The organism is Flavobacterium sp. T50_26 (genome assembly GCF_057652995.1).
This window is the reverse complement of the sequence record NZ_JBYFCC010000011.1, coordinates 35517-53477: the sequence shown is the minus strand read 5'-3', so window position 1 is coordinate 53477 and position 17961 is coordinate 35517. Positions and strand designations below refer to the sequence as shown.

General features: G+C 34.1%; 18 protein-coding genes. 14 read left to right on the top strand and 4 right to left on the bottom strand.

The window, feature by feature from the left end; all coding sequences use genetic code 11:
• Positions 1-47: 47 nt before the first annotated feature.
• The 11 genes from AC23MC_RS08255 to AC23MC_RS08205 all read left to right on the top strand — a co-directional run bounded on the left by AC23MC_RS08255 (position 48) and on the right by AC23MC_RS08205 (position 7916).
• Positions 48-1406, top strand: a complete 1359-nt coding sequence (locus AC23MC_RS08255; protein WP_487567947.1) for a dihydrolipoamide acetyltransferase family protein — start codon at positions 48-50, stop codon at positions 1404-1406.
• A 296-nt stretch (positions 1407-1702) separates the two neighbouring features.
• Positions 1703-2479, top strand: coding sequence for an exonuclease domain-containing protein (locus AC23MC_RS08250; protein WP_487567948.1), 777 nt, complete (start codon positions 1703-1705; stop codon positions 2477-2479).
• Between the two features lie 54 nt (positions 2480-2533).
• Positions 2534-3145: a fumarylacetoacetate hydrolase family protein gene (locus AC23MC_RS08245; protein WP_487567949.1), complete on the top strand. Its 612-nt coding sequence runs from the start codon at positions 2534-2536 to the stop codon at positions 3143-3145.
• A gap of 4 nt (positions 3146-3149) precedes the next feature.
• Entirely contained in the window at positions 3150-3494 is a 345-nt protein-coding gene (locus tag AC23MC_RS08240) for an Hpt domain-containing protein (protein WP_248434786.1), read from the top strand.
• Positions 3495-3758: 264 nt separating this feature from the next.
• Positions 3759-5006 carry a CinA family nicotinamide mononucleotide deamidase-related protein gene (locus AC23MC_RS08235; RefSeq protein WP_487567950.1) on the top strand — a complete coding sequence of 416 codons (1248 nt, stop codon included), beginning with the start codon at positions 3759-3761 and terminating at the stop codon, positions 5004-5006.
• A 74-nt stretch (positions 5007-5080) separates the two neighbouring features.
• Complete coding sequence (gene rpmB / locus AC23MC_RS08230) at positions 5081-5317, top strand: 50S ribosomal protein L28 (protein WP_112087259.1); 237 nt, start codon at positions 5081-5083, stop codon at positions 5315-5317.
• Positions 5318-5343: 26 nt separating this feature from the next.
• Positions 5344-5526 (top strand): 50S ribosomal protein L33, encoded by a 183-nt coding sequence (gene rpmG, locus AC23MC_RS08225; protein ID WP_112087260.1) that lies wholly within the window; start codon positions 5344-5346, stop codon positions 5524-5526.
• An 8-nt stretch (positions 5527-5534) separates the two neighbouring features.
• On the top strand, positions 5535-5687 hold the full coding sequence (locus AC23MC_RS08220; RefSeq protein ID WP_487567951.1) for a DUF4295 domain-containing protein: 153 nt from the start codon (positions 5535-5537) through the stop codon (positions 5685-5687).
• Positions 5688-5784: 97 nt separating this feature from the next.
• Positions 5785-6738: a signal recognition particle-docking protein FtsY gene (ftsY, locus tag AC23MC_RS08215; RefSeq protein WP_487567952.1), complete on the top strand. Its 954-nt coding sequence runs from the start codon at positions 5785-5787 to the stop codon at positions 6736-6738.
• Positions 6738-7031: a hypothetical protein gene (locus AC23MC_RS08210; RefSeq protein WP_248434780.1), complete on the top strand. Its 294-nt coding sequence runs from the start codon at positions 6738-6740 to the stop codon at positions 7029-7031. The genes ftsY and AC23MC_RS08210 overlap by 1 nt, the downstream gene beginning before the upstream one ends.
• A gap of 30 nt (positions 7032-7061) precedes the next feature.
• Positions 7062-7916 (top strand): sulfurtransferase, encoded by an 855-nt coding sequence (locus tag AC23MC_RS08205; RefSeq protein WP_487567953.1) that lies wholly within the window; start codon positions 7062-7064, stop codon positions 7914-7916.
• Between the two features lies 1 nt (position 7917).
• Here the strand turns inward: AC23MC_RS08205 and AC23MC_RS08200 are convergent, their stop codons facing one another.
• Complete coding sequence (locus tag AC23MC_RS08200) at positions 7918-8985, bottom strand: serine hydrolase domain-containing protein (RefSeq protein ID WP_487567954.1); 1068 nt, start codon at positions 8983-8985, stop codon at positions 7918-7920.
• A 108-nt stretch (positions 8986-9093) separates the two neighbouring features.
• Between AC23MC_RS08200 and AC23MC_RS08195 the strand changes: the two genes are divergently transcribed.
• Together AC23MC_RS08195 and AC23MC_RS08190 are read left to right on the top strand one after the other, a co-directional pair.
• Complete coding sequence (locus AC23MC_RS08195) at positions 9094-9513, top strand: lipocalin family protein (protein WP_487567955.1); 420 nt, start codon at positions 9094-9096, stop codon at positions 9511-9513.
• On the top strand, positions 9513-9809 hold the full coding sequence (locus tag AC23MC_RS08190) for a DciA family protein (RefSeq protein WP_487567956.1): 297 nt from the start codon (positions 9513-9515) through the stop codon (positions 9807-9809). The genes AC23MC_RS08195 and AC23MC_RS08190 overlap by 1 nt, the downstream gene beginning before the upstream one ends.
• A 112-nt stretch (positions 9810-9921) precedes the next feature.
• Here AC23MC_RS08190 and AC23MC_RS08185 read toward each other — a convergent pair whose 3' ends face one another.
• Both AC23MC_RS08185 and bshC read right to left on the bottom strand, forming a co-directional pair.
• A complete protein-coding gene (locus AC23MC_RS08185; RefSeq protein WP_487567957.1) occupies positions 9922-10341 on the bottom strand; it encodes a nucleoside-diphosphate kinase in 420 nt (139 codons plus the stop codon).
• 276 nt (positions 10342-10617) lie between these two features.
• A complete protein-coding gene (gene bshC, locus AC23MC_RS08180; protein ID WP_487567958.1) occupies positions 10618-12216 on the bottom strand; it encodes a bacillithiol biosynthesis cysteine-adding enzyme BshC in 1599 nt (532 codons plus the stop codon).
• A gap of 141 nt (positions 12217-12357) precedes the next feature.
• Between bshC and AC23MC_RS08175 the strand changes: the two genes are divergently transcribed.
• Positions 12358-13812 (top strand): T9SS type A sorting domain-containing protein, encoded by a 1455-nt coding sequence (locus AC23MC_RS08175; RefSeq protein ID WP_487567959.1) that lies wholly within the window; start codon positions 12358-12360, stop codon positions 13810-13812.
• A 20-nt stretch (positions 13813-13832) separates the two neighbouring features.
• On the opposite strand, the gene AC23MC_RS08170 is transcribed toward AC23MC_RS08175, so the two are convergent.
• Positions 13833-17864, bottom strand: a complete 4032-nt coding sequence (locus AC23MC_RS08170; protein WP_487567960.1) for a DUF7948 domain-containing protein — start codon at positions 17862-17864, stop codon at positions 13833-13835.
• Between the last annotated feature and the right edge of the window lie 97 nt (positions 17865-17961).

The window sequence follows — 17961 nt, the reverse complement described above, 5'->3', positions numbered from 1 at the left end:
AGTAATTTCGCAAACTGAAACAAGAAATAAACCTTTAGGTTAAAAATATGGCAAAATTTGAATTGAAATTGCCCAAAATGGGAGAAAGCGTTGCTGAAGCAACAATTACCAATTGGCTTAAAAAAGTTGGAGAGAAAATCGAAGCCGATGAAGCGGTCTTGGAAATCGCTACTGATAAAGTAGATAGCGAAGTTCCATCTGAAGTTTCAGGAACGCTAACCGAAATTCTTTTTAACGTAGATGATGTTGTAAAAGTGGGTCAAACCATTGCAATTATCGACACCGAAGGGGGAAGTGCTCCTGCAGAAAAACCTAATGAAGAAATTGCTCCAGCCATCGTTGAACTTGAAAAAGCCATTGAAGTAGCACAAGAAGTTGTGCAATCAGCCACTCCGGTTGATGTAGATTTTTCCACATCAGAAAAATTCTTTTCGCCATTAGTAAAAAATATCGCCAAAGAAGAAGGTGTTTCCATTTCCGAATTAGAAAAAATAAACGGTTCCGGCAAAGAAGGTCGTGTAACCAAAGATGATATTTTGTCTTATGTAAAAGACAGAGCTAATCAACCTGTTGCTGCTCCAAAACCAGCAGTTGTTGTTGATGCTCCAAAAGTAGAAATAAAAGTTGAAACTCCAAAAGTTGAAACTCCAAAAGCAGAACCAACTCCTGAGAAAAAAATCCCTGTTTCCGTAAATGGTCAAGATGAAATCATCGAAATGGATCGTATGCGAAAATTGATTTCCGGTTATATGACCACATCCAAACAAACATCGGCTCACGTGCAGTCGTTCATTGAAGTAGATGTAACCAACATCGTAAACTGGAGAAACAAAGTGAAAGACGCTTTTGAAAAAAGAGAAGGTGAGAAGCTAACGTTTACACCAATATTTATGGAAGCTGTGGCAAAAGCCATCAAAGACTTCCCAATGATTAACATTTCTGTGGAAGGCGATTACATCATCAAAAAGAAAAACATCAATTTAGGAATGGCCGCTGCATTACCAAACGGAAACTTAATTGTTCCCGTTATCAAAAATGCAGATATGCTTAACTTAGTAGGATTAACAAAAACTGTTAACGATTTAGCCAACCGTGCTCGAAATAATCAATTAAAACCTGACGAAATTCAAGGCGGAACTTACACAGTGACCAATGTGGGAACTTTCGGCAGCGTTTTCGGAACACCAATTATTAATCAACCACAAGTAGCCATTTTAGCATTAGGAGCCATCAGAAAAGTTCCTGCTGTTATCGAAGCTCCAACCGGAGATTATATCGGAATTCGCCACAAAATGTTCTTGTCTCACAGTTATGATCACCGAGTGGTAGATGGTTCGTTGGGAGGACAATTCGTAAAACGAGTAGCTGATTATTTGGAAGGTTTCAGTGAAAACAGAGAATTCTAAAATTAAAAATTTATATAATTTCAACCCTTTCAGTCATCAAAATCTGAAAGGGTTTTTTGTTTTCAAATTTCAAAAATTTAGCCACGAATTACACGAATTTCCACAAATTAATTCGTGCCAATCCGTGTAATTCGTGGTAAAAATATCCGTAAACAGACTTTAGTTTGCAAAAATCAAATTATCTGCTTTTGTCCAAAAGAGTTTACTTTAAAACCTTAAAATACTACTAAAAAAAGTAATTTCATCGTTAAAAGGTTATTTCAAACCCTTATCTTTGTTTTTCTAAAAAATTTAAAATGGAACTCAAATTAAACCGTCCAATTTGCTTTTTCGACCTCGAAACCACCGGTGTTGATGTGGCAAAAGACAGAATTGTGGAAATCTCAATCTTTAAAGTTTTTCCAAACGGAAACAAAGAAAGTAAAACGTGGTTAGTAAATCCCGAAATGAAAATCCCTTTTTTATCCACTCAAGTTCATGGAATTACGGACGAAAAAGTAGCCAACGAACCCACTTTCAAAGAACTTTCCGGTCAGGTTTATAACATGATTAAAGATTCAGATTTAGCCGGATTTAATTCAGACCGATTTGACATTCCATTATTAGCCGAAGAATTGTTGCGTGCCGGAGTAGATTTCGATATGAAAAACAGAGTTTCTGTCGATGTTCAAACTATTTTCCATAAAATGGAAGAGCGAACATTGAGTGCGGCTTTCAAATTCTATTGCGGACAATCGCTAGAAAACGCACATTCTGCCGAAGCTGATACAATGGCAACGTACGAAATCCTTAAAGCTCAACTAGAACGTTATCCCGAATTAGAAAACGATATGAAATCGCTCTCCGAATTCACTACCCGAAAAAAATCCGTCGATTTTGCCGGATTTATTGCGTTGAATGACAAAGGAGAAGAAATTTTTTCCTTCGGAAAACACAAAGGCGTTTTAGTTGAAAAAGTGCTAGAAGAAGAACCCGGCTATTTCGGTTGGATTCAAAATGCTGATTTTCCACTTTATACCAAAAAAGTCCTCACCGCCATCAAACTCAGAAAATTAAACAATAAATTAACTTAGATTCTCAGCATCTCAGCATCTCAGCAACTCAGCAACTCAGAAACTCAGAAAAAAATGAAAATAATCTGCATCGGAAGAAATTACACCAAACACATCGAAGAGCTTCACAACGAGCGACCCGAAGAACCGGTCGTTTTTCTAAAACCCGACAGTGCGGTTTTGCTCAAACAACACCCGTTTGTGATTCCCGAATTTAGCAATGACATTCACCACGAAGTCGAAATTTTAGTGAGAATCAACAAAGTCGGCAAATACATCGATTCCAAATTTGCACCGAATTATTACGACGAAATCGGTCTCGGAATCGACTTCACTGCACGCGATTTGCAAGCAAAACTCAAAGAGAAAGGTTTGCCTTGGGAAAAAGCCAAGGCTTTTGACGGTTCAGCGGTTATTGGTAGCTTTTTATCGAAAAAAGATTTCAGTTCCACAGAAAATATTAATTTTGAATTGAAATCCAACGGAAATACCGTTCAAAAAGGGAATACCAGCCATATGTTGTGGAAAATTGACGAACTTATAGCCTATGTTTCTCAATACTTTACACTCAAAATTGGCGATATTATTTTTACCGGAACACCCGAAGGTGTGGCAAAAGTAAACCCGAACGATATTCTCGAAGGTTTCATTGAAAACAAAAAATTATTCCGAATTCAAGTAAAATAAAATCATGGCATTAAACTATAACTTAGCCAAAGTGTATGCACTTTCTGATAACGATCCCGAGTTCGTTCTACAAATAATAACTCTTTTTGTGAGCGAAATTCCCGAAGATCTAAAGTTCGTCAAGCAAGGCATTGAAGAAAAAAATCACAAATTGGCTTACAGCTATGCTCACAAAATAAAACCTACACTTGATTTATTAGGAATGAACGTGGCCTACGAAGAAATTCTTCAAGTAGAAGCTTGGACCAAACGCGAAGGAAAACGAAAAGAAATAAAAGAGATTTTCAAAAGCATCGAAGATCAAGTAGAAAAAGCCGTAAAAGAAATCAATAAAGATTTCGAATTATAAGAAGCTATTCCGGTTATTCGCTACAAGTCCTCACTAAAAAAACTATTTTTCTAAGCCAAAAAAGTAGCTTCCTTTGGTCGCTCTTTTTTGCCAAGAAAAATTAGTTTTTTTAGTTCCGGGCTTTCCGCTACTATCCGGGCTACAGGAGTAGCTGAGACACTGAGTTACTAAGTAGCTGAGTGATTTAGCAAAATAAAAATCTCAGAATCTCAGCATCTCAGCATCTCAGCATCTCAGTCACTCAGCAACTCAGCCACTAAAAAAATGAAAGCAACCATCATCACCATTGGCGACGAAATTCTCATCGGACAAATCACCGATACCAATTCCGGTTTCATTGCCAAAGCATTGAACAAAATTGGTGTCGATGTACACGAAATGATTTCTATCAGTGATGATAAAACACATATTTTAGAAACCTTCGCCAAAGTACAAAACCTAGTCGATTTTGTCATAATTACCGGCGGTTTAGGTCCAACAAAAGACGATATCACCAAAATCACTTTTTGCGATTATTTCGAAGATAAGTTACAACGAAATCAAACCGTTGAAAATCACATCGTCGAACTTTTTACCAAAATGAATTTTGTGGTTTCTCAAGTCAATCGTGATCAAGCGTTGGTTCCATCCAAATGCATTGTGTTGCAAAACAACTTCGGGACCGCTCCCGGAATGTGGATGCAAAAGGAAAACACAGTTTTTGTCTCGTTACCCGGCGTTCCCTATGAAATGAAAGCCATCGTAACCGACGAATTAATTCCCAAAATAGTAAACGAATACAAGCGACCGTACATTTTACACAAAACCATTTTAACCTACGGACAAGGCGAAAGCATCGTTGCCGAACGCATTGAAGAATGGGAAAATAATTTACCACCATTTGTAAAATTAGCCTATTTACCAAGTCCGGGTCGAGTGCGTTTGCGACTATCTGCTCGTGGTTTAGACGAACAATTTTTACAAAACACAATAAGCGAATTGGTCGCTCAATTGCAAGAAATCATCAACGACATCATTGTTGGTTTTGAAGAAGACGAAAGCATAGAATTCGTTTTAGGAAAATTATTAACCCAAAAGAAATTGACCCTTTCCACAGCCGAAAGTTGCACCGGAGGAAAAATAGCAGAAACAATTTCAGCAATTGCAGGTTCATCTTCCTATTTTCGCGGAGGAGTTGTAACTTATGCAACAGATACAAAAGTTTCTATACTAAAAGTAAATCAATCAACCATTGATAACTATTCAGTTGTGAGCAAAGAAGTAGCCGAAGAAATGGCTCTGGGAGCTCAGAAATTGCTTCAAACCGATTTCGCCATAGCAACCACAGGAAATGCCGGTCCAACCAAAGGCGATGCCGATGCAACGGTTGGAACAGTTTGTTTTGCGATTGCTACACCAAAAGGAGTTTTTTCAGAAGAGTTTAATTTTGGTCAACCACGTCAAAAAGTGATAGACAGAGCAGTAAACAAAGGACTTGAGCTACTTTTAAAAGAAATTTTAAAAAACTACTAAAATTTGTTTGTGTAATAGATTAGTTTTTTGTTTCTTTGCACCCTGATTTTGAATAACGATAAAAGATAAGCATAATGTCAAGAGTTTGTGACCTTACAGGTAAAAGAGCGATGGTAGGAAACAATGTTTCTCACGCGATGAACAAAACTAAGAGAAAGTTTTCTGTAAACTTAGTTAAAAAACGTTTCTATCTTGCTGAAGAAGACAGATGGATTTCGCTTAGAGTAGCAGCGTCTACTATTAAAACAATTAATAAAAAAGGGTTAGCCGCTGTATTGAAAGATGCAAAAGCTAAAGGATTTATTTCTTAATTCCACCTTATTAAATATACAGAAAAATGGCAAAGAAAGGCAATAGAATCCAAGTAATTTTAGAGTGTACAGAGCACAAAACTTCAGGTGTACCTGGAACGTCTCGTTATATCACAACTAAAAACAAAAAAAATACTCCAGATAGATTAGAGATTAAGAAATTTAATCCAATCTTGAAGAAAGTAACAGTTCATAAAGAAATTAAATAAGATAAGAAATGGCAAAGAAAACCGTAGCAACGTTACAAACAGCTTCAAAAAGATTAACTAAAGCCATTAAAATGGTAAAATCTCCTAAAACAGGAGCTTATACTTTTGTTGAATCTGTTATGTCTCCAGAAGAAGTAGATACTTTCTTAAACAAGAAATAATCACTTTAAACGTATTATACTAAAGCTACTTTCCTTGAGAGTAGCTTTTTTATTTTTATATTTGTGCCATCATATCTGTTTATAAACAAAAATTACAATGAGTTTTTTCAAACGAATATTTTCATCCGAAAAAAAGGAAACGTTAGACAAAGGTTTAGAACAAACCAAAACCTCTTTTTTTGCTAAGTTAACCAAAGCAGTTGCCGGAAAATCAACTGTAGACGAAGACGTTTTGGATAATTTAGAAGAAGTATTAGTTTCGTCAGACGTTGGTGTGAAAACTACTCTCAAAATTATCGACCGAATTGAAGAACGTGTTGCCAAAGATAAATACCTTGGAACAGAAGAACTCAACAAAATTCTTCGTGAAGAAATAGCCGGACTTTTATCGGAAACCAATACCGGCGAAGCCACCGAATTTGATATTCCGGTCAACAAAAAACCGTATGTGATTATGGTTGTTGGTGTAAACGGAGTTGGAAAAACAACCACCATCGGAAAATTAGCCTATCAATTCAAAAAAGCCGGACACAAAGTTGTTTTAGGTGCTGGCGATACTTTTAGAGCTGCTGCGATTGACCAATTGCAAATTTGGGCTGATCGAGTAGGTGTGCCTATTGTGAAACAACAAATGGGAAGTGATCCTGCATCAGTTGCTTTTGATACATTGCAAAGTGCTGTAACGCAAGGTGCCGATGTAGTGATTATTGATACTGCTGGCCGACTTCATAACAAAGTTAATTTGATGAACGAGCTAACCAAAGTAAAACGCGTAATGCAAAAAGTCGTTGGCGATGCTCCTCACGATGTATTATTGGTTTTAGATGGATCAACCGGACAAAATGCATTCGAACAAGCCAGAGAGTTTACAGCAGCTACAGAAGTTTCGTGTTTAGCTGTAACTAAGCTAGATGGAACTGCAAAAGGTGGCGTAGTAATCGGAATATCTGATCAATTTAAAATTCCCGTAAAATATATCGGCGTGGGCGAGGGAATCGAAGACTTACAGGTTTTCAACAAATATGAATTTGTAGATTCGTTTTTTAAATAATGGAAGAACCTAAAGTTTTTAATAAATACCTCGTATCCTTAACCAAAATTGTTTCGGTTTACTGCTTCTTTTTTGTACTTCTTAAATCAATAGCCATTTTTCGTGGTGCTTGGATGATTCCAAATATTATCTTAGCAATCCCATTTATTTGTATGGGAATTTTGACGGCTTACACAGTTCTTTATAAAAAATATTCTTGGATTATCACAATCATTACAGTTGTGCTTATCATCGCAGTTCGTTATTATGAAGTAGATTTGGTTTATTTTTTGCAGAATAAGTACGGGAGTTAATCATTCTACGCAATCTTAAATTGTATAAAAATGAAAAGCAAACTTTCTCCTATTATTCAAGTTTCAGATTTAAATGAGCTTTTTAAAAGGAATGATTTAATTATTCTCGATGTAAGTAATGGAAAAGAGGCTCAATCCAATTACAAACAAAAACATTTAGACGGAGCCCTTTTTGTTGATTTGAATTCACAACTTGCAGATATAAAAGAAGATCTGTCAAAAGGAGGAAGGCATCCTTTACCAACCACAGAAAATTTTTCTAAGTTACTTTCAACTTTAGGAATTACTCCAAAAACACACATTATTCTTTACGACGATAAAAGTGGTGCAAATGCTGCAGCTCGAATGTGGTGGATGTTAAAATCTGTCGGACACGAAAAAGTTCAAGTTCTAAATGGAGGTTTTCAAGAAGCAGAAAAACAAAGTTTCCCAATCAATTCGAATCCTATAAATTCTACACCGACAGAAGAATATAAAATCGAAAATTGGAAATTACCCGTAACCACATTAAATGAAGTAGAAAAAGCTTCAAAAAATATTTCAAATTTAATTATTGATGTTCGTGAAAGTGTAAGATATAATGGAGAAATCGAACCAATAGATTTAGTTGCAGGTCATATTCCAAATGCAATAAATATTCCGTTTTCTACAAATTTAGATGAAAACGGACTTTTTCTTTCTCCGGAAATATTACGAGAGAAATATAAAAATATCTTCAACAATAAAAAATCAAGCGAAATTATTGTGCATTGTGGTTCAGGTGTAACAGCTTGTCATACACTTTTAGCGATGGATTATGCGGGATTTGAAATTCCAAAATTGTATGTTGGTTCGTGGAGCGAATGGAGTAGAAATAGCAAACCAATTGCGGTTAGTAAATCTTAAATTAATCAATTACTGCACTAATTTTTTCCCACAATTGATTATCAAAATCTGATAGAGCAAAATTTTCGCCATCAGCAACTTCTCCTAAACGAATCACAACCATTTTTTTACTTGGGATAACATAAATTTTCTGGTCATTTTTTCCCAAACCACAAACCATATCGGCTGGAGCATTAGGAATCAGGCTACCTGGAAATTGCAATTGTGTTTGCGGTAAGCGATAGTTTGCTTTGCCATTCAACCACCACAAATAACCGTAAGCATTATTTAAACTTTGTGAAGGAGAAATAGCTTCCATCATATACGCTTCAGGAACAATAATTTCAGTATTCCACTTTCCTTTATTTAAAGATAAAAGTCCAAAACGAGCTGTACTTCTGGTTGTACTCCAATAGACGTTAAAATCATCTGACTCAATCCAAGCTCCGGTCATGCCGATTTTGCTTTTAAGTTTTGAAGTAAAATAAGTATCAAAAGTTTGATTAGTTGCCTCGGCAATTACATCTTGCAATTTTTCAAAAACATTATGATAAGCCCAACGCGTTCCTGCATCAGCTAAGTACTGCAACTCCGCAGGTGTATTTCCATTTCCCATTCCGTCATCTAAACCGGAAGTCATCGATAATAAATGTTTATTTGTAATCAAATTTTCTTTTGCTAACGGAGCCGTAGTCCAACCCGTTCCCAAATAATCAGAAACTTTGTCATCAATATCAAGCAAACCTTCTTGTTGAGCAATTCCAATTGTAGCTGTAGTCAATGTTTTACCTGCACTTGCCCAATACCACGGAGAAGTTGCGGTATGACCATTGAAATAATTTTCCATCACAATGCGACCATTCACCAAAATAATGAATCCTTTTGTATGTTTTTCTTCCAAAAATGTCAACAAAGGTTGCACTTCACTTTCATTCCAACCCAATTCACTCATTGGTTTAGTTTCCCAAGTATTTCCAGAAATTGGTGGAAAATACATACTTTCAGTTGGAATATCTTCTGAAGAATCAGAGTCAGTCGAACAGTTCAAAAGTAAAACTGCTGATAAAATAAGTGGAAAATAGTACTTCATAACTTAGGATTTTATGTCAACTTAGACTCAATATTTTTAAAAAGGTTTAATCAAATTTACTTTTTATTCCTTCAAAATAATTGTAATTTTAAACTTTATTTTAAAACGATGAAACAACTTTTTTATTCCCTTATTTTTTCAGTTGTATTGATTTCTTGTCAAGAAAAAGTTTCTCCCGATTCCATTTCAAAAATAAACGGTTACTGGGAAATACAAAAAGTACAATTGCCTGATGGTCAAGAAAAAGAATATAAAATTAATGAAACTGTTGATTATTTTGAATGGAATAACAAAACCGGTTTCAGAAAAAAAGTAAAACCGCAATTTGATGGTAAATATCTAACCAATGATGAGTTGGAAACCATTCAAATTAAAGACAGTTCCGGCATTTTCTTAATTCATTATAAAACCGATTTTGCCCAATGGAGCGAAGAAATTTTATCGTTAACCGATAGCATTTTAGTCCTCAAAAACAAGCAAGATTTAGAATACCATTACAAACGATTCAAACCCATTTCTATCCAATAATGGCCAAACGATTAAACAACGAAAGCCCGATTTCCGACGTACTCAAAGCGTTTATTGAAAACAATAAACTCCAATCTGGTATGGACAAAATCGACGTAGAAAAAGCGTGGAAAGATTTGATGGGAAATGGCGTAAACACCTACACCAAAGAAGTCATCCTCAAAGGAACAACACTCTATGTAACATTAACTTCTGCTGTTTTGCGAGAAGAACTCAGTCACGGAAAACAAAAAATCATCACGATGCTCAACGATGAAATGAGAAAAGATGTTGTTAAGGATTTGGTTTTGAGATAGTGATCAGTGTTCAGTTTTTAGTAAGCAGTTTATCAGCATAAAAAAAATCCCATTTCAATTTGAAATGAGATTTTATTCTATTTGCTGACCACTAAAAACTGATCACTGCCAACTAAAACTGCTCTCTTCCTGAAAAATGAAAAGCACTTTCAATCGCTGCATTTTCATCAGAATCCGAACCGTGAACCGCATTTTCGCCCATCGAAGTAGCATATTTTTTACGAATAGTTCCTTCAGCAGCATTCGCCGGATTAGTAGCACCAATTAAAGTTCTAAAATCTTCCACAGCGTTTTCTTTTTCCAAAATAGCCGCAACAATAGGACCACGAGTCATAAATTCAACCAATTCACCATAAAAAGGTCTTTCTGCGTGTACAGCATAAAATGCCTTCGCATCAGTCACCGTCAATTGCGTTAATTTCATTGCTACGATACGAAAACCACCTTCCGTAATCATATTCAAAATCCCACCGATGTGTCCGTTTTCAACGCCATCCGGCTTAATCATTGTAAAAGTTCTATTTGTTGCCATTGTAATTTGCTTGTTTTAATTCGGGTGCAAAGTTACGATTTTAGTTTGAAGTTTCAAGAATATTTCAGTGTCAATTTTCTCACAATCTTGTCATTCCGACGCAGGAGGAATCTCATAAAGCTTTATGTAGTTTTTTTAGAAGCAAATGGCTTGGGCTTTTTCAGAAATCCATTTTCCCGCTTTCCGTTCCAATTTTTTGTTCCCGAGCAAAGCTCGCCAACAAAAAGATTTCCACTATAATCGGGGCTAGGAGGGAAGCCATTTACAGATACAGTTCTACAAAACCACCACCTTAAATTCCTGCTCCAACGGTTTCAATTCCTTCACCAATTTTTCAATCAATTCTTCCCCAAATTCAACATAAAACTCAGCAAAATTTACTTTTCGTTCCTGTAAACTTTGGTTCGGAAATAATTCATTTTGCAACGAAATAATGCGATTTAAATGTTCTTGGTGAACTCGCTTTTCGGCTTTCAATAAGCGTTTTTCTAAATTTTCTAAACCTTTAATCTGCTTAGTTTCTTGAGCTTTTACGGCTCCCAAAAACGATTTGTCTGTAGCTTCCGCCATTTTATGTAACTCTTCAAACTGCTTTTTCAACGCTTCTTTTTGAACCGAAAAATCAATCGTAAAATCAGAAAGTAATTTCGTTTTCTGAGTAAACAATTCTTGCTGATTCAAAAACAAATCTCGCCAAGTCAATTGTAATTTATCTGCTTTTGCCGCTTGTTTTTCTGTAGCCAACAAAACCGAATTACGAAGTAACAAAATCGGAAAAGTCACATGCTGACTTTCGAAAAACGATTTCAATTCCAACCAATACGCCAATTCTCCACCACCGCCGATGTAGCACAAATTAGGTAAAATAACTTCTTGATATAACGGTCGCAACAACACATTCGGACTAAATTTTTCAGGATGATTGTCAACTTCTTTCAAAATTTCTTCCTCCGAAAAAGTCAGTTTTGTGTTTAAAACAGAATAACTTCCGTTTTCAAAAACAATACGCTCACGCAAATTATCTTCAATATAAAACAAATTAATTTCCCTTGGATTCACTTGAACCGAATAGGATTCCAACAAAGGAATTGTTTCATTCACTTCAGCAAAAGCCGTTTGATTCATCAATTCATTTTTGATGTAAGGAATAAAGGATTTTTTCAAATCAGCATCATCACCATCAATAATAACCAAACCTTCTTTGGAAAACAATTCGTTCGCTAAAAAACGAGTAGAATCTGCTAAATTGGAATGTTCCAAATAAGCCTTTTTGAATAAATTCTTCAGATATTCCGCATTTTTTCCTAAACCAATTTCCGATTCAAAAACAGCCAAAACATCCTCTAAACCATCGGTCGATAATCGTCCAACCGGACCAAAACTTTCCCGATTCCAACTGATTTTTTTATGTTTAAAATTAAAATAATTGATTTCATCAAAATCGTGATCTTCCGTTGCCATCCAATAAATTGGAACGAAATCGTGTTCAGGAAATTCACTTTTTAATTCTTTACATAAATTAATTGTAGAAACAATTTTATACAAAAAATACAACGGACCTGTAAACAAATTTAACTGGTGTCCGGTTGTAACCGTAAATGTTTTAGGATTAATTAAATTTTGAATGTTCTGCTTCGTTTCTTTAGAAATTCCAATTGATTCATATTGTTTTTCTAAAACAGAAACCAAAATTTCCCTCTTGAAATTGTCATTGCTCTTGAAATTTCTTCCTTTCTCTTCCAACTGTAACTTAAAATTTTCCAAGTTAGGAAAACGATGATATAAGGCTTTCAACTCCGGTTTTTCATTCAGATAATCGTTGATTAACGAGGAAAAATATCCGGATTCTTGATTGCTGATACAGTCGGTTGGCATAGTTTGAAAGTTTTCGTAAAAATAACGAAAATAAAAGTAGTGAAAAGGGGTTTAACAAATGGTTAGGAAATGATAATTTTTACTACTGCATTTGAATTTGATATGCTTTTTTCGTTAAATTTGTAAGTAAACTAGTTCCTTATGAAAAAACTTTACCTTTTAGCATTATTAATTTCGATTCATTCTTTTAGCCAAAGTTTAGTTAGAATTGAGCCTGAAAATTTTTCAACTGTTTACGGTTTTGGAGGCAGTGGTAGTTTCAACGACACTGAAATTGTAATCTCCGGTCTAGATGAGATGCCTCCAACAGGTGTTCCAAAATTACATTTTTTTAATATAGATTCATCTGTGATTACTCCAAACGGAACAATCGATTCTCCTGAATCCAATCAAAATTTTGGAGGTGCAATCGAAATGACAGATGATTATTTGTTTGCGGGTTCTATTAGAAATAGTGCCAATGTTGCAAATGGTGGTGCTGTATATGTTTTCAAAAAAATAAATGGAAATTGGGAGTACTTATTGAAAATTCAACCTTCAACTCAACACGAAAATGATTATTTTGGTACGAATATAAAAGTACATAACAATCAATTGTTTATTACTGCTTTTGGTTATGATGAAAATGGAGATGCAGCAATAAACGATGGAGCAGTTTACATTTACAACCAAAATGGCGATACCTTTTCACTTCAGCAAACGTTAACCGGAGTTTCCGGAAATTCAGGATTTGGAACGTTATTAGATATTGAAAATGATATGTTGGTAACTACTTCAACCAATTCAACTGATGATTTTATTACTTCTTTTAATCAACAAAGTTCTACATGGGAATTAGTAAATAGTATGATTATGCCGAATGTTTCATTTGAATTTAATCCCGAATTAAGCCTTCTTCATTCTGATCGTGTAAGTTTATCAAATGGGAAATTATACTTATATCATCTTACTGACACAGAAAATGATTTTTTAGGTTTAAAAATGATTAAAATTTATGATTGGTCTGATGCTTCTGATGAATGGAGTTTTGTTGAAGATTTTGTGTTTCAGGAAGGAGATTATTACAAATATAAAGTGAAGGTAAAAGGAAATAATATGTTTATAATTCCAACGGGAGAATACATTTTGATGGTGGAACGCAAAAACCCGGTCTTCCATTTTGTTAATGAAAATGGCAGTTGGAGTTATAACAATGCTTATACAGGAATGAGTTCCTACACACACGACAACTTTGGTCATTTTACTTTGATAAAGGAAAATCAAGTGCTTTTTGGAAATTCAGGTGAATATTGGACAATCCCTGTCGCTGCTTCAAACGGAGGTGCATATGTGCTTGATGTTACGCTAGGAATTAACGAATTTGAAACTAGTAATTTTATTGTTCATCCAAACCCAACCGATGGAATAGTAAAAATTTCTTCTCAACATAGTGAAATAACTTTTGTTGAAATTTATGATAGTCTTGGAAAAAAAGTTTTTGAAAATAACTCAAATGTTTCTGAAATTGATATAACACACTTGAATTCCGGAATCTATTTTTGTAGAATAGGAAAAAATGATGATTCTTTTAATTATCAAAAAATTATAAAAAGATAATTTTGAAGCTTGACTGCAGATTACCTTTTCAAAGAAAAATGACCATGGTATTCTTTTCCATTTTCACGAGTAACAACAAACCAATAATCACTTGATGGAAGATGATTTCCAACAAATGTTCCATCCCAACCTTCAGAATTAGCACCTAATTGTTGGATGAATTTTCCGTATCTATCAAAAATTGCAACTATCATATTTGGTTCAATTTCAGAAAATTTAATTTTCCATTTGTCATTATAGCCATCACCATTTGGTGTGAAAAACAGAGGATACATCAATAAGTAAACTTCCTCATCAACTGTCCCACAATCATTTTTGTCTCGAACATAAACCATATATTCTCCACTTGGTAGGTTGGTAAAAAGATTAGAATCCTGAAAATTTATATTATCCAGAGAGTATTCATAATTGCCTAATCCTGAAGCTGCAATCTGAATAATGTTTTCACTAGTTGTCCAATCTTTGGTTTCAATATTAGTAATTGTAGCAGGATTTGATAAAACTACTGTGAAGTTTTTTGTAGAAGTGCAAATCAAAGTTCCATGTATTTCGCTAACTGTAACATCATAATTTCCGGGTTGAGAAACGATGATGGAAGAAGTGCTTTCTCCTGTTGACCAAATGTAGTTATCAAAACTATTTCCGGCATTGATTGTAATTTCATTGCCATCACAAATAGGCATGATGTCATTAATTTCGATTATGGGCTTACTATAAAGTGTCAAATCCAATTCTATAATTTGAAAACAAGTGTTTGGAGAATCAATCCGAACATAGATAATTTTATTTCCGGTTACAAGTTCAAAATTGGTTGTGTTTGCAATTTCATCTGAACTAATTTGATTTTCAGCACCATTTAGTGAATGATAATAATGGAAAACATTTCCGTTAGAAGCTATTAGTTCTAAATTATAGCTTGTTAAATCAATAATCTCATTTCCATCATTTAAATCATCACAAATAGATTCAGTATAATCAGTGGCATTTAAAGTGTTGATTAAATTTATTGAAACGGCAAACCTAGTTGTGCTTTCACAACCATTGAGCGTTTGTGTAGCAAAATAAGTCGTGTTATCAATCAATAAAGTAGAATCGGGAAGTGGTGTTGTGCTTGTATTGCTTCCATACCAAAGAATGTCTGTGCCATTTACAATTATTGTTTGTAAAGTGGCGTTTTCAGTAGAGCAAAAATTTTGGTTTGTTGAACCAGTTACTGGTGCGGTATTGTTGATGACGACCGCTATTTCTATTCTATCACTTTCACAGCTGTTGATTGTTTGAGAAGCATAATAATTTGTTGCGTTTTGTAAAGGAGTATTGTTAGCTAAGATATTTCCATTTAATTGGCTGTCATACCAAGTGATATTTTGTCCAGTAATTAAAATGTCATTTAAAGTAGCATTTTCTTGGATGCAAAAGGTTTGTTGATTATTTCCTGCTGGAAGTGCTACCTGGCTAATAACAATATTTTGAATTTGAGTGCTAGTATTTCCATTACCGTCATCATACTTCCAAGTAATACTGTAATTTCCTGAATTTGAAAAATCTAGTGAAGAAGTTGTTGTAGCGATAATAGTTTCCGAGCAATTGTCATTTGCTGTTGGAATGTTTGTAATTACGGTATTGCAATCACCGTTTATTACTGGTAAATTAGAAAGATTGGGTATTGGAGCTAGAGTATCTCCAACAAGAACATCAATGGTTATTGTATTATCACAATCTCCAGTACCGGTAATTTCACAACTATACTGTCCGCTATGAGTAGAATTTACATTTGTTATGATTGGATTTTGTAACGTAGAGGTAAACCCATTTGGACCATTCCAAAGATAATTAGTACCACCTGTTGCATTAAGTTCGAGGTTGCTACCGATACAAGTTGGAGTGTTGCTGGTTGCATTGGTTGTTGATTGACAGTCTCTAAATTTAACTATATAAGTATCAGGATTTGAACCAAGAGTTGATTGATGAGCTCCATCTGTAGCAATTCCAGCAGTGCTACCGTTAGTGTTTCCATATAAGTATATATCGTTATTTAAATCAATTCTTGTTACCCCCAATTGTTCGGCTAAATTGCCTCCATAATAAGTTCCCCAAATTTTTTGACCAAAAGGATTCAATTTAATTAAAAAAGATTTATGATAGTTGGTTTTTACTGGCATATATGTGTCTGGAGTAGTTAGTCCGTCATTTATGCCTGTATAGCCTGAAAAAAATATGTTATCTGAAGAATCTATATCTAAAGAAGCTATATATTCAAAGAAATAAGTTCCCCAAACGTATTGTTGAGTTTGAAGATTAAATTTGATAATGGTAATATTATTACCTGAAGAAAGTATTGATCCTTGAGGAAGAGGACTTATATAATTTTCATTCATCGTTCCTGGAGTTCCTAATCCATAATTATTTATCCCTATACCATACATAACTAAGTGATCATTTTTTAATTTAGCACCAAAAATGTATGTTCTATCTGCAATAAAAGTTCCCCAAATTCTACTGCCATTAAAATCAAATTTAACAATCAAACCACCAAATTCAGTAGAAGTTGGTTGATATGATCCAGGTGTTGTAATATTACTATCAGGATTTGTTGAATTATGGGAACCAATAGCATAAAGGTAACCATCCGAGGAAATTGAACATTCTGTAAACCCATCTGCAAATTCACCGCCATAAAAGGTACTCCAAATTCTATTTCCTTGTGAGTCAAACTTTGCAACAAAACCTGTTGAGAGATATCCTGGAGAAGCTTTTTCCATTTGAAAGGCACCCGGTGTTGCGAAATTATCGGTACTATTCGTTTCTCCGACAATATAAATATTTCCATTTGTGTCAACAGATAGACCATTTATATATTCATTTTGATTTCCGCCATAGTAAGTACCCCATTGCTTAACACCTAAGTTGTTTAGTTTTATTAAATAGCCCGAGTTATATTGATCTTTTATAGGCTGATGACATCCAGGTGATGGTATAAAGGGATTTGCATTTAAAACATTTCCAAATAAATACATGTTGTCTTGATTATCTAATACTAAACCTGTACCAAAAGGATAATAGGAACCCCACAGAAATTCCCCGTCAGTGTTAAACTTTGAAATAAAAGCACCACCTGAATTATAGCCACTAATATTAGGACCTGCACTAGCAATGTTGGTAGCACTTCCTGTACCCCCTGTTAATATTATGTTGTTATTACTATCTACATTTAAAGTGCCAGACATTTCTTGACCTGTACCTCCATAGTATGTTCCCCATAATCGAATTGGAACAGGGTCAATAACAATTGTTTTATTTGACAAGTCGATATCACCTTGAAAGCCATAAACATTTTTTTTAATTTTTTTATAATTTATAACAATTTCAGAATTAGATTTTTCTAATTCAACCCAGCTCAATGGAATTGTTTCTTCCATTTGGCCAAAACGAAGATCCATTTTAATTTTATTATTATATAAATCGTTTTTTACCCCATTTATTTTAAATTGTATGTCTGAAATTTTGCCGCCAGGCTTAATGATGAAATTATATTCAAATACTTTCGTAGAATCATTTGGTATAAAAAAAACAACATCTATGTTTTGATATAAGTTTTTATAAATTATTTTTTGATAATTATAAATATTACTTATACCCTCAACATTATGTGATAAATTAAAATAGTTGTTAAAACTACTAGATTTTTGTTCACCTATAATTTTCGTATTTAGATTTGCATTTAAAAAATCAATATCTACTCTATGAACAGAATATTTAGTAGTGACTTCAGGATTTTTTGAGATGTAATCAATTTCGGGATTTATAATGCTAATTTTTTTCAAATCTTCTCTTTTTTTCTCAACCTCATAAACATCATACGAAAATCCATTTTCTCTCAATTGAACATTCAAACCATTTGTATTTAAAAGATACTTTACAGCTAGATTAGGTCTTCCTTTTTGATCAACAATTTGTCCTTTGTTTTCAATAAAACCTATTGAAGAAGATTTATTTTGGCCTAAAACAAAACTTGAAACTAATAATAGAATGGTATAAATTAATACTTTCATTAGAAAAAAAAATAGAAATAATTACAAATATACTTATTTTCTTATTAAAGAAACGTTATGAAAACTATATGTAAAAAAAATCTATTTTTGTAAAAAA

Coding starts and splice junctions, on each gene's coding strand:
- AC23MC_RS08255 (WP_487567947.1), top strand. CDS start 48: ATGGCAAAATTTGAATTGAAATTGCCCAAAATGGGAGAAAGCGTTGCT.
- AC23MC_RS08175 (WP_487567959.1), top strand. CDS start 12,358: ATGAAAAAACTTTACCTTTTAGCATTATTAATTTCGATTCATTCTTTT.
- ftsY (WP_487567952.1), top strand. CDS start 5,785: ATGAGTTTTTTCAAACGAATATTTTCATCCGAAAAAAAGGAAACGTTA.
- AC23MC_RS08220 (WP_487567951.1), top strand. CDS start 5,535: ATGGCAAAGAAAACCGTAGCAACGTTACAAACAGCTTCAAAAAGATTA.
- bshC (WP_487567958.1), bottom strand. CDS start 12,216: ATGCCAACCGACTGTATCAGCAATCAAGAATCCGGATATTTTTCCTCG.
- AC23MC_RS08240 (WP_248434786.1), top strand. CDS start 3,150: ATGGCATTAAACTATAACTTAGCCAAAGTGTATGCACTTTCTGATAAC.
- AC23MC_RS08245 (WP_487567949.1), top strand. CDS start 2,534: ATGAAAATAATCTGCATCGGAAGAAATTACACCAAACACATCGAAGAG.
- AC23MC_RS08250 (WP_487567948.1), top strand. CDS start 1,703: ATGGAACTCAAATTAAACCGTCCAATTTGCTTTTTCGACCTCGAAACC.
- AC23MC_RS08190 (WP_487567956.1), top strand. CDS start 9,513: ATGGCCAAACGATTAAACAACGAAAGCCCGATTTCCGACGTACTCAAA.
- rpmG (WP_112087260.1), top strand. CDS start 5,344: ATGGCAAAGAAAGGCAATAGAATCCAAGTAATTTTAGAGTGTACAGAG.
- AC23MC_RS08235 (WP_487567950.1), top strand. CDS start 3,759: ATGAAAGCAACCATCATCACCATTGGCGACGAAATTCTCATCGGACAA.
- AC23MC_RS08195 (WP_487567955.1), top strand. CDS start 9,094: ATGAAACAACTTTTTTATTCCCTTATTTTTTCAGTTGTATTGATTTCT.
- AC23MC_RS08170 (WP_487567960.1), bottom strand. CDS start 17,864: ATGAAAGTATTAATTTATACCATTCTATTATTAGTTTCAAGTTTTGTT.
- AC23MC_RS08210 (WP_248434780.1), top strand. CDS start 6,738: ATGGAAGAACCTAAAGTTTTTAATAAATACCTCGTATCCTTAACCAAA.
- AC23MC_RS08205 (WP_487567953.1), top strand. CDS start 7,062: ATGAAAAGCAAACTTTCTCCTATTATTCAAGTTTCAGATTTAAATGAG.
- AC23MC_RS08200 (WP_487567954.1), bottom strand. CDS start 8,985: ATGAAGTACTATTTTCCACTTATTTTATCAGCAGTTTTACTTTTGAAC.
- rpmB (WP_112087259.1), top strand. CDS start 5,081: ATGTCAAGAGTTTGTGACCTTACAGGTAAAAGAGCGATGGTAGGAAAC.
- AC23MC_RS08185 (WP_487567957.1), bottom strand. CDS start 10,341: ATGGCAACAAATAGAACTTTTACAATGATTAAGCCGGATGGCGTTGAA.